General features: G+C 55.8%; 12 protein-coding genes. 4 read left to right on the forward strand and 8 right to left on the reverse strand.

Annotated elements, in window-relative coordinates; all coding sequences use genetic code 11:
• Positions 1-385: 385 nt before the first annotated feature.
• Both AC27FC_RS21060 and mdtD read left to right on the forward strand, forming a co-directional pair.
• Complete coding sequence (locus tag AC27FC_RS21060) at positions 386-1,093, forward strand: FadR/GntR family transcriptional regulator (protein WP_023309775.1); 708 nt, start codon at positions 386-388, stop codon at positions 1,091-1,093.
• A complete protein-coding gene (gene mdtD, locus AC27FC_RS21065; RefSeq protein WP_033144368.1) occupies positions 1,090-2,523 on the forward strand; it encodes a multidrug transporter subunit MdtD in 1,434 nt (477 codons plus the stop codon). Before AC27FC_RS21060 ends, mdtD begins: the two co-directional genes overlap by 4 nt.
• On the opposite strand, the gene rbsR is transcribed toward mdtD, so the two are convergent.
• From rbsR to kup, 7 genes are all read right to left on the reverse strand, one after another.
• On the reverse strand, positions 2,489-3,481 hold the full coding sequence (gene rbsR / locus AC27FC_RS21070) for a ribose operon transcriptional repressor RbsR (protein WP_073001901.1): 993 nt from the start codon (positions 3,479-3,481) through the stop codon (positions 2,489-2,491). The genes mdtD and rbsR overlap by 35 nt on opposite strands.
• A 3-nt stretch (positions 3,482-3,484) precedes the next feature.
• Positions 3,485-4,414 (reverse strand): ribokinase, encoded by a 930-nt coding sequence (rbsK, locus tag AC27FC_RS21075; protein ID WP_196355202.1) that lies wholly within the window; start codon positions 4,412-4,414, stop codon positions 3,485-3,487.
• A gap of 106 nt (positions 4,415-4,520) precedes the next feature.
• On the reverse strand, positions 4,521-5,411 hold the full coding sequence (gene rbsB / locus AC27FC_RS21080; protein ID WP_010426610.1) for a ribose ABC transporter substrate-binding protein RbsB: 891 nt from the start codon (positions 5,409-5,411) through the stop codon (positions 4,521-4,523).
• 27 nt (positions 5,412-5,438) lie between these two features.
• Positions 5,439-6,404, reverse strand: a complete 966-nt coding sequence (gene rbsC, locus AC27FC_RS21085; protein ID WP_006808742.1) for a ribose ABC transporter permease — start codon at positions 6,402-6,404, stop codon at positions 5,439-5,441.
• Between the two features lie 4 nt (positions 6,405-6,408).
• Positions 6,409-7,914, reverse strand: coding sequence for a ribose ABC transporter ATP-binding protein RbsA (rbsA, locus tag AC27FC_RS21090; RefSeq protein WP_023309779.1), 1,506 nt, complete (start codon positions 7,912-7,914; stop codon positions 6,409-6,411).
• Positions 7,915-7,921: 7 nt separating this feature from the next.
• Positions 7,922-8,341, reverse strand: coding sequence for a D-ribose pyranase (gene rbsD / locus AC27FC_RS21095; RefSeq protein ID WP_032662094.1), 420 nt, complete (start codon positions 8,339-8,341; stop codon positions 7,922-7,924).
• 197 nt (positions 8,342-8,538) lie between these two features.
• Complete coding sequence (kup, locus tag AC27FC_RS21100) at positions 8,539-10,407, reverse strand: low affinity potassium transporter Kup (protein WP_023309781.1); 1,869 nt, start codon at positions 10,405-10,407, stop codon at positions 8,539-8,541.
• Positions 10,408-10,629: 222 nt separating this feature from the next.
• Between kup and ravA the strand changes: the two genes are divergently transcribed.
• The gene (ravA, locus tag AC27FC_RS21105) at positions 10,630-12,126 is read left to right on the forward strand and encodes an ATPase RavA (RefSeq protein WP_023309782.1); all 1,497 of its coding nucleotides are present in this window, start codon (positions 10,630-10,632) and stop codon (positions 12,124-12,126) included.
• Positions 12,120-13,571, forward strand: coding sequence for an ATPase RavA stimulator ViaA (viaA, locus tag AC27FC_RS21110; protein ID WP_033144366.1), 1,452 nt, complete (start codon positions 12,120-12,122; stop codon positions 13,569-13,571). The genes ravA and viaA overlap by 7 nt, the downstream gene beginning before the upstream one ends.
• Here the strand turns inward: viaA and asnA are convergent, their stop codons facing one another.
• Positions 13,572-14,564 carry an aspartate--ammonia ligase gene (asnA, locus tag AC27FC_RS21115; RefSeq protein ID WP_047646767.1) on the reverse strand — a complete coding sequence of 331 codons (993 nt, stop codon included), beginning with the start codon at positions 14,562-14,564 and terminating at the stop codon, positions 13,572-13,574.
• Positions 14,565-14,708: the final 144 nt, after the last annotated feature.

Consider the following 14,708-nt stretch of genomic DNA (forward strand, 5'->3'; position numbering starts at 1 on the left):
TATTGTCCGAAGACATTAAGAATCCATGTCACTTTGAGTGCCCACACAGATTGTCTGATAAATTGTTAAAGAGCAGTGCCGCTTCGCTTTTCGCAGCGGCGCGGGGTGTGCATATTACGCTTTCCCGCTTCAGAGTCAAGTGATTAATTTCGCTTTTCTCTGCTGACCCGGCGGCGTGTGTGCCGTTGTTCCGTGTCAGTGGAGGCGCATTATAGGGAGTTATTCCGACGTGACAAGAGGAAATTTAAAAAAAGTTTCCATCCGCGTTTTTTTTCACCAACAGAGGTGAAATCAAGCTACAAATTGTTCTATTTGATGTATCTGCAACCACAATCACATTCGAGGTGGCATAATTATCAGCATGAATCTTTAAGGAATAAAAGCGATGCCATTAAGCGCACAACAGCTGGCCGCCCAAAAAAACCTGTCGTACGTGCTGGCAGAAAAGCTGGCTCAGCGGATTTTAGCGGGTAAATATGCCCCGGGCAGCATCCTGCCGGGTGAGATGGAGCTGGGTGAGCAATTTGGGGTGAGCCGTACCGCCGTGCGCGAAGCGGTGAAAACCCTGACGGCAAAAGGTATGGTGCTTCCACGCCCTCGCATTGGCACACGCGTGATGCCACAGAGTAACTGGAATTTTCTCGATCAGGAGCTGCTCTCCTGGTGGATGACGGAAGATAACTTTCATCAGGTCGTCGATCACTTTCTGGTGATGCGCAGCAGCCTTGAACCTCAGGCATGTCTGCTTGCCGCCACGCTGGGAACAGCGGAGCAGAAAGCGCAGCTTAACGCGCTGATGGAAGAGATGGTGTTCCTGAAAAAACACTTCAACCGCGAACGCTGGGTTGAGGTTGATATGGCCTGGCATGAACACATCTATATGATGAGCGCCAATCCGTTTCTCACTTCTTTTGCCTCTTTATTCCATTCGGTGTATCACACCTACTTTACCTCTATTACACAAAACGAAGTGGTAAAACTGGATTTGCACCAGGCGATAGTTGATGCCATCCAGGAAAGCGACGGGCAGCGAGCCCTGAGTGCGTGCCAGGCATTGCTGGCCGCACCAACCCACCAGCAGGTAAATAAATGACAACGAAAAAAGCGCGCAGCATGGCCGGATTGCCGTGGATTGCAGCCATGGCGTTTTTTATGCAGGCACTGGATGCCACCATCCTCAACACAGCGCTTCCCGCTATAGCGCAAAGCCTTAACCGCTCCCCGCTGGCGATGCAGTCCGCCATCATCAGCTATACCCTGACGGTCGCAATGTTAATTCCGGTCAGCGGCTGGCTGGCCGACCGCTTTGGCACCCGCAGAGTTTTCATGCTGGCCGTCACGCTCTTTACGCTTGGATCGCTGGCCTGTGCGCTCTCCTCATCCTTAACGGAGCTGGTTATCTTCCGCGTATTGCAGGGCATTGGCGGCGCGATGATGATGCCGGTGGCGCGCCTTGCCTTGCTGCGAGCCTACCCCAGGAGCGAACTGCTTCCCGTACTCAACTTCGTCACCATGCCGGGCCTGGTCGGCCCGATTCTTGGCCCGGTACTCGGTGGCGTGTTTGTCACCTGGGCAAGCTGGCACTGGATCTTCCTGATTAATATTCCAATTGGCGTTGCGGGGCTGCTGTATGCCCGCAAATATATGCCGAACTTCACCACGCCAAGGCGCAGCTTCGATATGGGCGGCTTTTTCCTGTTTGGCCTGAGCCTGGTGTTATTCTCCAGCGGGATGGAGCTGTTTGGCGAGAAGATCGTCGCGACGTGGTTAGCGCTCTCCGTTATCCTCGGCGGTATTCTGTTATTCCTTCTTTATATACGTCACGCGCGTCGTCACCCGACGCCGTTAATCTCCCTGGGGCTCTTTAATACCCGAACGTTTTCCGTTGGGATTGCAGGGAACATTGCGTCTCGTTTGGGGACGGGCTGTGTGCCGTTCCTGATGCCATTGATGCTGCAGGTGGGTTTTGGCTACCCGGCCCTGATTGCTGGCTGCATGATGGCGCCCACGGCAATGGGCTCGATTCTGGCAAAATCAACCGTTACACAGGTGCTGCGCTGGTTTGGCTATCGTAAGACGCTGGTTGGCGTGACGGTCTTTATCGGTCTGATGATTGCGCAGTTCTCGTTGCAATCCGCCGCGTTACCCGTCTGGATGCTGATCCTGCCGCTGTTTGTGTTGGGCATGGCGATGTCGACGCAGTTCACGTCGATGAACACCATCACCCTCGCCGACCTGACTGACGAGAACGCCAGCAGCGGCAACAGCGTGCTGGCGGTAACGCAACAGCTGTCGATCAGTTTAGGGGTTGCCGTGAGCGCAGCGGTGCTGAGGTTTTATGAGGGTTTTGACAGCGCGAATACCGTTGAGCAGTTCCACTATACCTTTATCACCATGGGCGCACTTACCGTGGTATCGGCGCTGGTCTTTATGCTGTTAAAACCAAAAGACGGCCGAAACCTGATTAAAGAGCGTCACAAAGAGAAAGCTAAACCGAACCGCGTTCCATCAGAACAGGAGTAAGCTGCAGCCGTTGCTGTTGCAGCGTGGGCTGCGCCATACGGTGGATCAACACATCGATGGCCAGCTCGCCCAGTTCATCCTTCGGCTGATGAATAGTGGTCAGCGGCGGCGTCATGTAGCTGGCCAGTTCGATATCGTCATAGCCAATCACCGCCATATCGTCCGGCACGCGTAGCCCCGCCTGATACAACGCCTGATAGGCACCAAACGCCATCGCGTCGTTACCAATAAAGACCGCCTGCGGACGCGGCTTTTGCGTTAGCAGTTTCTGCATTGCCTCGAAACCGCCGTTAAACTCAAAGTCGCCTGTGATCCGGTAGCCATCAGGAATGGCAAGCCCCGCTCGTTCCATGGCGGAGAGATACCCTTCCAGACGCAAACGCGCCGGGGTTTTATCCAGCGGCCCCGTAATACAGGCAATGCGAGTGTGTCCTTTATCAATCAGGTACTGAGTCGCCATATCACCGCCCAGCAGGGAGTTATCCTGAATGAGATCGCTGGTTCCGTCGAACGGCGCCCAGTCCATCATCACCGTTGGGATAGAAGGATAACGCTGGATGATCTCTTTCGAGGGCTGGTGCGTTTCGGTGCAGAGCAGCAATAGCCCGTCGACGCGTTTTTGCATCAGCGTTTCCAGGTTACGATTCATGCGCTGCTCGTCACCCTCGGTATTGCACAGCACCAGGCTGTAGCCACGCTCGAAGCAGCTGCGCTCCACGCCGCGAACCAGTTCTGAATAAAAGGGGTTGGTACTCGCGGTGATCAGCATACCGATGGTGCGCGTCTGGTTGAGCTTAAGGCTGCGCGCCAGCGCAGACGGCGCATAGTTGAGTTCTTTTACCGCAGCTTCGACTTTCTCCCGAATCGCCTCGCTGACGAAGCGATCGTTGTTTATAACGTGGGAGACCGTCGAGGTAGAAACGCCCGCCATGCGGGCGACATCTTTCATTGTGGCCAAGCGTTACCCCTGCTGACTTAAGAATTCATCGATCTCTTTACGCCACGGAACGGAAGGCTGGGCGCCTTTTCGCGTCACCGCAATCGCGGCAGCAGCGTGTGCGAAGCGAATAGCCTCATCCATTCTCTTGCCTTCCAGCAGCGCGGTGACCAGTGCACCGTTGAAGGTATCTCCCGCTGCGATGGTATCAATCGCTTTGACCTTAAAGCCCGGCACGCGACGGCCTTCGCCATTGACGCTTGCCCACACCCCACGGCTACCAAGGGTGATAATCACGGTACCGATGCCCTTATCATGCAGTGCACGCGCGGCTCGCGCGGCATCGTCATCATTTTCTACGCGAATGCCCGTCAGCTTTTCGGCTTCGGTTTCGTTCGGCGTAATGATGTCCACCAGCGCCAGCAGCTCGTCTGATAATACACGGGCTGGGGCCGGGTTAAGTACGACAGTGGTATGATTTTCATGCGCAATTTTCGCGGCGGCCAGCACGCTTTCAACCGGTGACTCCAGTTGCATGAGCAGGGCTTCCGCTCCGGCGATGATGGCACGTTGCGCTTCTACGCGCTCCGTCGTCAGCGCAGCGTTAGCACCCGCATGAATACCGATGACATTCTCACCTTCAGCGTTGACGAAAATCAGCGCCACGCCGGTCGATTCCCCTGCAACCACGCTGACCGGTGCGACATCAATGTTGTCGCTCGCCAGCTGTTTGCGTACGCGCTCACCGGTATCGTCATCACCCGTGCAGGCGATAAACGCAATATTCGCCCCGCTGCGACCGGCGGCGACGGCCTGGTTGGCACCTTTACCGCCAAATGCCACCTGATACTGGTTACCCGTGACGGTTTCGCCCGGTGCAGGGAACGATTCAAGGTTAAGAATGTGATCGGCATTGATACTGCCAAGGACGACGAGGTTGCCTGCGGTTTTCATGGTTGGGTTGTCCATCTGAGAGCGCCACCGGTGTTACCCGGTGGCGTATGCCACACTTTTCTTTATTGGTGTCCCTCAGGCAGCCAGCGACTGCCTGATTCGCCTTTTACTGCTTGATGACCAGCTTCAGGTCAACTGGGTATTTAGCCTGAACTTTTTCGCCCTTCAGCACTTTGTCGGCAGTTTCAACGCCAGTGGCGCCAATCTGCTCAGGCAGCTGAGCGATGGTCGCAGCCAGTTTGCCATCGTTTACCGCTTTTTCACCATCCGGCGTGCCGTCAAATCCGACAACCATCACATCAGATTTACCTGCGGTCTGCAGGGCACGCAGCGCGCCGAGCGCCATTTCGTCGTTCTGCGCGAACACGGCCTGCACGTCAGGGTGTGCGGTCAGCAGGTTCTGCATAACGTTCAGACCTTTAGTACGATCGAAGTCTGCCGGCTGGCTGGCCAGCACGTTGAATTTGTGCGCAGCCACAGCCTGCTGGAAGCCTTCACCACGCTCGCGGGCTGCGGACGTACCGGCAATCCCCTGCAGTTCGATAACTTTCGCGCCTTCGCCGGCTTTCTTCGCGATGTAATCACCCGCGATTTTGCCGCCCAGCACGTTATCAGACGCAATGTGGCTAACAACTTCGCCTTTCGTTGCCTGGCGGTCCAGAGTAATCACCGGAATTTTCGCCTGGTTTGCCATTTTAACTGCGTTACCTACGGCGTCAGAATCGGTTGGGTTGATCAGCAGAATTTTGGTGCCGCGAACGGTTAAGTCCTGAACGTTAGCCAGCTCTTTCGCCGGGTTGTTCTGTGAATCCAGCACCACCAGGTTGTAGCCCAGTTTGTCCGCTTCTTTCTGCGCACCGTCCTTCAGGGAGACGAAGAACGGGTTGTTCAGAGTAGAGACAACCAGCGCGATGGTATCTTTCGCCATGGCGTTAGCACTTACGGTTGCGCTCAGCGCGACAGCAGAAACCAGGGTAGCCAGTTTTTTCATGTTCATATCTAAGATGTCCTGTAGTGTCGTCAGTTACTGTTTTTTGTTGTCTACCAGTACCGCCAGCAAAATTACCACTGCCTTAACGATCATCTGGTAATAGGAGGAAACACCTAACAAATTCAAACCATTATTCAGGAAACCGAGAATCAGTGCGCCGATCAATGTCCCAACAATGCGACCTTTACCGCCCGCAAGACTCGTACCGCCCAGAACCACTGCTGCGATAGCATCCAGCTCATACCCCGTACCCGCCGTCGGCTGCGCAGAAGAGAGGCGCGCCACTTCGATGATACCTGCCAGCGATGCCAGCAGACCGCACAGGGAGTAAACGATAATTTTGACTTTATTAACGCTGATCCCGGACAGGCGCGTTGCCGCTTCGTTACCACCCAGCGCGTAAATATAACGGCCCAGACGGGTGTGGTGCAGCATGTACCACGCCGCCAGGAAGACGATAGCCATGATCCAGACCGGGGTCGGAACACCCAGCGGGCGACCGATACCGAACCAGCCAAACAGATCCGCGTTATCGGTAAAGCCGGTATTAACCGGGCTACCGTTGGTGTATACCATGGTCACACCGCGCAGCAGCAGCATCATCACCAGCGTGGCGATAAACGCCTGAACGCGGCCTTTTGCCACAATCACACCGGTTACGGCACCAATCGCCGCGCCTGCCGCCAGGGCAGCGGCCACGGCCACCAGCGCGTTGACTTCAATGCCGACAATCGAAGCGGCGATCGCACCGGTGAGCGCCAGCAGGGAACCGACGGACAGATCGATACCTGAGGTCAAAATCACCAGCGTCATGCCGACCGCCATAATGGCGTTCACAGACGTCTGCTGCAGAATGTTGAACAGGTTATTAACGGTGAAAAAGTTCGGGCTCATGGTCGATACAATCGCGATCAGCACCAGCAGGGCAATCAGCGATTTTTGTTCCATCAGCCATGCCTTTGTGAAATAGCGGCGACCAGAAACAGCCTGGGTAGTCATCTTCTTACTCCTGATTCACGCGATTAAGCTTGCCCACAGCGGCAGCCATCAGAACTTCCTGGGTGGCCTGCTCGCGAGTGAATTCACCGCCGAGATGCCCTTCATGCATGACGATAATGCGATCGCTCATGCCTAATACTTCTGGCATCTCGGAAGAGACCAGAATGATGCTCAGACCGTCGGCCTTGAACTGGTTAATCAGCTGATAGATCTCTTTCTTCGCGCCCACGTCCACGCCGCGGGTTGGCTCGTCGAGGATCAGCACTTTCGGGCGCGTCATCAGCCCGCGCGCAATCGCCACTTTCTGCTGATTACCGCCGGACAACAGGCCAATCGCCTGCTCCATCGACGGGGTTTTGACGTTAAAGAGACGGATAAAATCGCTGACCGCCTGCTGCTCATCTTTATGCTTCAGGCTACCGCCGCTATGGCTGAAATAGCGCAGCGCGGTCAGGGACATGTTCTCTTTAACCGACATCCCCAGCACCAGACCGTCGCGTTTGCGGTCTTCGGATATATAAACGATGCCGTTCGCCAGACCATCCTGCGGAGAACGGGTGACCACTTCATGACCGTCGAGGGTGACATAACCGCTGGTGCGCGGCAGTGCGCCGTACAACACTTTCATCAGCTCGGTACGTCCAGCACCCATCAGTCCCGCCACGCCCAGGATCTCGCCCTGGCGCAGGGTAAAGGTCACGTCGTTCACACCCGGACCGCAGAGGTTGTCCACCTTCAGGCGGATCTCACCCGGCGCTTTCTCCAGATGCGGATACTGATCTTCGAGCTTGCGTCCCACCATCATTTCGATGAGCGTATCTTCGGTCAGCGTGGCGACTTCGCGCTCGGCAATAAACTGCCCGTCGCGGAAGACGGTAACGTCATCGCAGATTTCGAAGATCTCTTTCATGCGGTGAGAGATATAGACAATCCCGCGCCCCTGCGATTTCAGCTCGCGGATCACGCGGAACAGGGATTCGGTTTCGGTATCGGTCAGGGCGTCGGTAGGTTCATCCATAATGATGACCTTCGACTCAAAGCTCAGCACCTTCGCGATTTCCACCATCTGCTGATCGCCAATGGACAGATCGCCGACCAGGCGGTCGCTCTTAAAGCGCAGGTTCAGCTTCGCCAGCAGCTTGTCCGCTTCGGCGTACATCGTTTTCCAGTCGATTTTGCCGAACCGGTTAACAAACTCGCGGCCGAGGAAGATGTTTTCCGCAATGGTGAGCTGCGGTATCAGGTTCAGCTCCTGGTGAATAATACCGATCCCGGCTTCCTGAGAGGATTTCGGACCGTTGAAGGTGGTCTCTTTCCCCAGCCAGACGAGTGAACCGGCATCGCGTTGATAGATACCGGTCAGCACTTTCATCATGGTGGATTTGCCGGCACCGTTTTCGCCCACCAGCGCCATCACGCGCCCGGGGTAGACGTTCAGCGCCGCGCCGGAGAGGGCTTTTACGCCCGGGAACGACTTATCGATCCCTTTGAGTTGCAGTAATGCGTCCATGATGGCCTCAGAATGTGACGCCAGCACAGAGAATGATATTCGCATACGGGGAACACTCCCCGCTGCGAATCACCGCCTGACTGTCTGCGGTTTGTTGTTTGAACTGTTCGTGCGTCGTGTAACGAATTTCTATGGTGTTTCCCTGGTGTTGTTGCAGTTGCTCAATATGGCTGAGCAACGTTTCGTGGAGTTGCGGATTATGTTGTTTGATTTCCGCCGCGAGAATGGCCGCCTCAACCTGCATCTCCGCGGTCACCACATCCAGTACCTGCATAAACGAGGGTACACCCTGCGTTAACGCCATATCGATACGGGTTGTGCTGCGCGGAACCGGTAAGCCTGCATCGCAAACCACCAGCGTATCGGTATGCCCAAGACGGGAAATAACCGATGAGATTTCTGAGTTGAGTACCGTGCCTTTCTTCATTTTCTTGCTCCACTAGCGAAACGTTTCGCTGACATCAGTTTAATCTCAAGAATGTTCAGAAAACCATCATGACGTAACAGATTTGTGATCGACGTCGAAACGTTTCGCTAAGTGAAATGCAGAGACAATTATTGTGGGTTGGCGAGGGGTTTGGTAGGCCGGGTAAGCGAAGCGCCACCCGGCATTTTCAGAAGGGATTAGATCTCGACCTGCGTCCCCAGCTCAATGACGCGGTTAGGCGGGATCTCAAACTGGTCAGGCGCGCGCAGGGCGTTACGCTGCAGGATGAGGTACAGCTTGCCGCGCAGGCGCAGATACCACGGGCGCTTGCCGATGATCAGCGACTCGTGCGACATAAAGAACGACGTCTCCATCATCCGGCAGCTCAGTCCTTCCAGGCCGCAGCGGTGGAACACCTCTTCCACGTTTGGCGTTTCGCGCCAGCCGTAGCTTGCCACCACGCGCCAGAAGGTCGGCGACAGCTGCTCAATCTGCACGCGACGGACGTTATGAACATACGGCGCATCTTCCGTGCGCAGCGTCAGCAGGATCACCCGCTCGTGCAGTACCTTGTTGTGCTTGAGGTTATGCATCAGCGCGAACGGAATGACGTTCAGCGCGCGTGACATATATACCGCAGTACCCGGCACGCGGACAGGCGGGGATTTCTCCAGAGAAGCGATCATCGCCTCCAGAGAATTGCCGTGCTCGTGCATGCGGCGCAGCAGGCGGAAACGCTCGCTTTTCCAGGTGGTCATGACGATGAACATCACCAGACCCAGCGTCAGCGGCAGCCAGCCACCGGAGACAATTTTATCGAGGTTCGCTGAGAACAGCGGCACGTCGATACACAGGAAGCCCACCAGAATCATCGCCACGAGGAATTTATTCCAGTGCCAGTTTCGGTACGCCACCGTGGTGGAGAGAAGCGATGTCAGCACCATCGTACCGGTTACCGCAATACCGTACGCTGCAGCCAGGTTACTGGAGTGCTCGAAGCTGACGATAACAATAACAACAGCGAAATAGAGGAGCCAGTTAACGAACGGGATGTAGATCTGGCCCGACTCCATCTCTGAAGTATGAATGATGCGCATTGGCGAGAGATACCCCAGACGCACGGCCTGGCGCGTCAGAGAAAACACGCCGGAAATCACCGCCTGGGAGGCAATGACGGTCGCCAGCGTCGCCAGGATCAGCATCGGCACCAGCGCCCAGTCGGGCGCCAGCAGGAAGAACGGGTTCTTGATCGCTTCCGGGTTTTTAAGCAACAGCGCGCCCTGACCGAAATAGTTCAGCACCAGCGACGGCAGCACCACAATAAACCATGCCACGCGGATAGGCAGTTTCCCGAAGTGGCCCATGTCAGCATACAACGCTTCCACACCGGTGATGGAGAGCACGACGGCCCCCAGCGCCACGAAGGAAACCACTTTGTATTCGAGGAAGAAATGCACCGCCCAGTAAGGGTTCAGCGCATGCAGCACTTCAGGGTTCGCAATAATGCTGCGCAAGCCAAGCGCCGCCAGGATCAGGAACCAGGCCAGCATAATCGGCGCGAACAGTTTGCCCACCAGCCCTGTACCGTGCTTCTGGATCATGAATAGCAGCGTCAGGACAATAATGGCCAGCGGAACCACCCATGAATCGAGCTGCGGAGCGATAATCTCCAGCCCCTCAATCGCCGACAGCACCGAGATAGCCGGCGTTATCACCACTTCCCCGTAGAAGAAACTGCCGCCAATCAGGCCGATAATGACCAGCACAGAGGTCATCCTGGCCGAGGTATTACGCCCGGCAAGAGACATCAGGGTCAGGATCCCACCTTCACCTGCGTTATCAGCACGCATAACGAAGGAGAGATATTTAACGGAAACCACCAGGATCAGCAGCCAGAAAATGAGGGACAGGAAGCCAAACACGGCATCGCGTTCAACACCAAAACCAAACTGGCCGGACAGACATTCACGAAGCGTATAAAGCGGGCTGGTGCCGATATCACCGTAGACAACCCCGATCGCCGCAAGCGTTATTGCGGGTAATGATTGCTTATTATCAGTGCTCATAGACTAGTCTTTTCGTTTAAATAACAAATGTGTTCCCGGTCCCTTGGCCCACAAAAAGCGCACAGTATGCACGATTCATTGCAAAATCGTACCCCTAAATGCAACCGCATTAATGTAGCGCAAAGAAAATTGCGCCGCACTTCAGTCTATTACCAGCCCTGACTGAAACGTCTATACTCGCTTCAATTGGCCGCCACGACGGCGAAAGGATGCAAAACTATTATGGCTCACTCACATTTATTAGCAGAAAGAATTTCCCGCCTCAGCAGCGCGCTGGAGAAAGGCCTTTTCGAGCGTAGCCACGCCATCCGCCTCTGCTTACTGGCGGCGTTGAGCGGTGAGAGCGTGTTTTTGCTGGGACCGCCGGGCATTGCCAAAAGCCTGATTGCCCGCAGGCTGAAATTTGCTTTTCAGAACGCCCGCGCCTTCGAATATCTCATGACCCGGTTTTCCACCCCAGAAGAAGTTTTTGGTCCGCTCTCCATTCAGGCATTGAAAGATGAGGGTCGCTATCAGCGTCTGACAGAAGGGTATCTTCCGGAGGCTGAGATTGTTTTTCTCGATGAGATCTGGAAAGCGGGGCCGGCTATTCTGAACACCCTGCTCACGGCGATAAACGAACGTCGGTTCCGTAACGGCGCCAGTGAAGAGAAAATCCCGATGCGCCTGCTGGTGGCCGCCTCTAACGAACTGCCTGAAGCCGACAGCAGTCTGGAAGCGCTGTATGACCGTATGCTTATCCGCCTGTGGCTGGACAAAGTGCAGGATAAATCCAACTTCCGCTCCATGCTGGTCAGCCAGCAGGATGAAAGTGAAAACCCGGTATCCGCTTCGCTGCAGGTGACGGATGAGGAGTATCACCAGTGGCAGCAGGATATCGGCAAAATCAAACTGCCAGACGCCGTCTTCGAGCTGATCTATCTCCTGCGCCAGCAGCTTGATCTCATCCCTTCAGCGCCCTATGTCTCCGATCGCCGGTGGAAAAAAGCGATCCGCCTGCTGCAGGCCAGCGCCCTGTTCAGCGGGCGTGACGCCGTTGCGCCAATTGACCTGATCCTGCTCAAAGACTGCCTCTGGCATGATGCAGAAGGCATGAACCTGATGCAGCAGCAGCTTGACGTTTTGATGACCGGACACGCCTGGGGGCAGCAGGCGATGCTCAACCAGCTGGGGGCGATTGCCCAGCGGCGCATCCAGCTCCAGCAGCAGCAAAGTGATAAAACCGCGCTGAAAGTGAATCGCCTTGGGGGCATGTTCGCCCGCAAACCGCACTACGAGCTTCCTGCGGACCTGACCGGCGCAACGCTAACGCTGCTGCTCCAGCAGCCGCTTAAACTGCATGATATGCAGGTGGTGCACATTACGATTGAGCGCGAGGCGCTGGCGCAGTGGCTGGATAAGGGCGGAGAGATCCGAGGAAAACTCAACGGCATTGGTTTCGCGCAGCCGCTGAATATGGAAGTGGACAGCAGCCAGCACCTGGTGATCCGCGACGTCAGCCTCCAGGGCTCGCGTCTTGCGCTTCCGGGCACCGCCTCTGACAGCGTCCCCGAAGAGATTAAGCAGCAGCTGGAAGCGCTGGATACCGAATGGCATCAGCAGCACACCCGCTTTAGCGAGCAGCAAAAATGCCTCTTTATTCATAGCGACTGGCTAGGTCGCATCGAAGCCAGCCTGCAGGACGTCAGCGCGCAGATCAAACAGGCGCGTCAATGCTAACGCTGGATACGCTTAACGTCATGCTGGCCGTCAGCGAGGAGGGATTGATCGAAGAAGTGGTCATTACCCTTCTGGCGTCGCCGCAGCTGGCGGCGTTTTTTGAAAAATTTCCAAAGCTTAAAAAGGCGATGACGGACGATCTGCCCCGCTGGCGGGAAAATTTGCGTCAGCGGTTCAGGGAGACCGAAGTTCCGCCTGAGTTAACGGAAGAGGTGGCCTGCTATCAGCAGTGCCAGCGGCTCTCCACGTCGCAGTTTATCGTCCAGCTCCCGCAAACCCTGACGTTGCTCGATAACGTCCACTCTCCGTTTGCCAGCCAGGCCCGGGCGCTGGTCACGGATAACGCCACCTTTACCCCCGCACTACATACCCTTTTCTTACAGCGCTGGCGCCTCAGCCTGGTGGTTCAGGCCACAACGCTGAACCAGCAGCTGCTGGATGAAGAGCGTGAACAACTGCTCAGTGAAGTTCAGGAACGGATGACGCTGAGCGGCCAGCTAGAACAGGTGCTGGTGGAGAATGAAAACGCCGCAGGGCGTCTGTGGGATATGAGCGCCGGCCAGCTCCGGCGCGGGGATTATCAGCTGATCGTCAAATACGGCGATTTTCTGGCGCAGCAGCCCGAGCTGATGAAGCTTGCAGAACAGCTGGGTCGCTCAAGGGAGGCAAAGTCGGTCCCAAAGAAAGATGCCCCGATGGAAACCTTCCGCACACTGGTGCGCGAACCGGCTACCGTGCCGGAGCAGGTCGACGGGCTCCAGCAGAGCGATGACATTTTACGCCTGCTGCCCACGGAACTGAGCACGCTGGGGATGACCGAGCTGGAGTATGAGTTCTATCGTCGGCTGGTGGAAAAACAGCTTCTCACCTACCGACTGCACGGCGAAGCCTGGCGTGAGAAAGTCAGCCAACGGCCGGTCGTCCATCAGGATTTTGATGAACAGCCGCGCGGGCCATTCATTGTTTGCGTGGATACGTCCGGTTCGATGGGCGGGTTTAACGAGCAGTGCGCGAAGGCGTTCTGTCTGGCACTGATGCGCGTGGCGCTGGCCGATCGTCGTCGCTGCTTCATCATGCTCTTCTCCAGCGAGGTGGTGGGCTATGAGCTGACGAATCAGCAGGGTATCGAGCAGGCAATCCGCTTCCTGAGCCAGCGCTTTCGCGGCGGCACGGATCTGGCCAGCTGCTTTCGCAGCATTGTGGAGCGTATGCAGGGAGGCGACTGGTACGACGCTGACGCGGTGGTCATTTCCGATTTTATTGCCCAGCGGCTGCCGGATGACGTGGTGAATAAGGTGAAGGAGTTACAGCGGGTGCACCAGCACCGATTTCATGCGGTGGCGATGTCAGCCCATGGAAAACCCGGCATCATGCGCATCTTCGATCATATCTGGCGCTTTGATACCGGGCTGCGTAGCCGCCTGCTCAGACGCTGGCAGCGTTAATTACAGAAGAGAACCGACGCTTTCACGTACCTGCTGCGGCCAGACGCCACACTGAACCTGACCGATATGGGGTAATTGCAGCAGCAGCATGGTCAGACGGGACTGGCCGATACCACCGCCGATAGTCTGAGGCATTTCACCGCGCAGCAGCGCCTGGTGCCACTCGAGTTTGAGACGATCTTCATCGCCGGTGACCGCCAGCTGGCGCTTCAGCGCGTCAGCATCCACACGGATCCCCATAGAAGAGAGCTCGAATGCGTCTTCCAGTACCGGGTTCCACACCAGAATATCGCCGTTCAGCCCAGCAAATTCGCCCTCACCCGCAGTGCTCCAGTCATCATAATCCGGCGCGCGAACGTCGTGGCGTTTGCCATCAGACAGCTTGCCGCCGATACCGATCAGGAATACTGCACCTAATTCTTTGGCGATCGCACGCTCCCGGCCTTTAGCATCGAGATCCGGGAAGCGGCTCAGCAATTCCTGACTGTGAACAAAGTGGATCGTATCCGGCAGGAACGGTGCCAGACCAAACTCTTTGCTTACGGCCGCTTCGGTCGCTTTGATCCCGGCGTAGATCGCCTCAACGGTGGATTTCAGCGTGCCGACGTGACGTTCACCATCACCCATTACGCGCTCCCAGTCCCACTGGTCAACGTAAACGGAATGAATCGGTGAAAGGCGGTCTTCATCGGGACGAAGGGCTTTCATGTGCGTGTAAAGCCCTTCCCCCGCGCTGAAGTCGTGTTGTCCCAGGGTTTGACGCTTCCACTTCGCCAGGGAATGAACCACTTCAAACTGAGCGTCTGGCAGTGTTTTCACTTTCACCTGTACCGCTTTTTCGCATCCAGAGAGGTTATCCTGCGTCCCGTCACCCACGCGGCTCAGAATCGGCGCCTGAACTTCAATAAGGCCAAGCTTCTCTTCCAGCTGGCGGGAAAAATGGGATTTTACGAAACTGATCTGGCGTTGTTTTGCGATGTAAGCGGTTTTCATTATTTATACTCCTGCGTCCTGTTGATATTGATTAAGCAACAGAAATGGCATCATATTCAATAACTCATCAACAAAAAGCCACCTTCACTTTTGATTCGATAAATTTAAACGCTAGAATAGAGTGATTCATTAATCTTCATAAGA

This window comes from Enterobacter sp. C3_dUdeg (genome assembly GCF_057536195.1).

Bases quoted from the DNA above. Each gene is read 5' to 3' on its own strand.
- AC27FC_RS21060 (WP_023309775.1), top strand. From the start codon at position 386: ATGCCATTAAGCGCACAACAGCTGGCCGCCCAAAAAAACCTGTCGTAC.
- mdtD (WP_033144368.1), top strand. From the start codon at position 1,090: ATGACAACGAAAAAAGCGCGCAGCATGGCCGGATTGCCGTGGATTGCA.
- rbsK (WP_196355202.1), bottom strand. From the start codon at position 4,414: ATGAAAACCGCAGGCAACCTCGTCGTCCTTGGCAGTATCAATGCCGAT.
- rbsB (WP_010426610.1), bottom strand. From the start codon at position 5,411: ATGAACATGAAAAAACTGGCTACCCTGGTTTCTGCTGTCGCGCTGAGC.
- rbsC (WP_006808742.1), bottom strand. From the start codon at position 6,404: ATGACTACCCAGGCTGTTTCTGGTCGCCGCTATTTCACAAAGGCATGG.
- rbsA (WP_023309779.1), bottom strand. From the start codon at position 7,914: ATGGACGCATTACTGCAACTCAAAGGGATCGATAAGTCGTTCCCGGGC.
- rbsD (WP_032662094.1), bottom strand. From the start codon at position 8,341: ATGAAGAAAGGCACGGTACTCAACTCAGAAATCTCATCGGTTATTTCC.
- kup (WP_023309781.1), bottom strand. From the start codon at position 10,407: ATGAGCACTGATAATAAGCAATCATTACCCGCAATAACGCTTGCGGCG.
- ravA (WP_023309782.1), top strand. From the start codon at position 10,630: ATGGCTCACTCACATTTATTAGCAGAAAGAATTTCCCGCCTCAGCAGC.
- viaA (WP_033144366.1), top strand. From the start codon at position 12,120: ATGCTAACGCTGGATACGCTTAACGTCATGCTGGCCGTCAGCGAGGAG.
- asnA (WP_047646767.1), bottom strand. From the start codon at position 14,564: ATGAAAACCGCTTACATCGCAAAACAACGCCAGATCAGTTTCGTAAAA.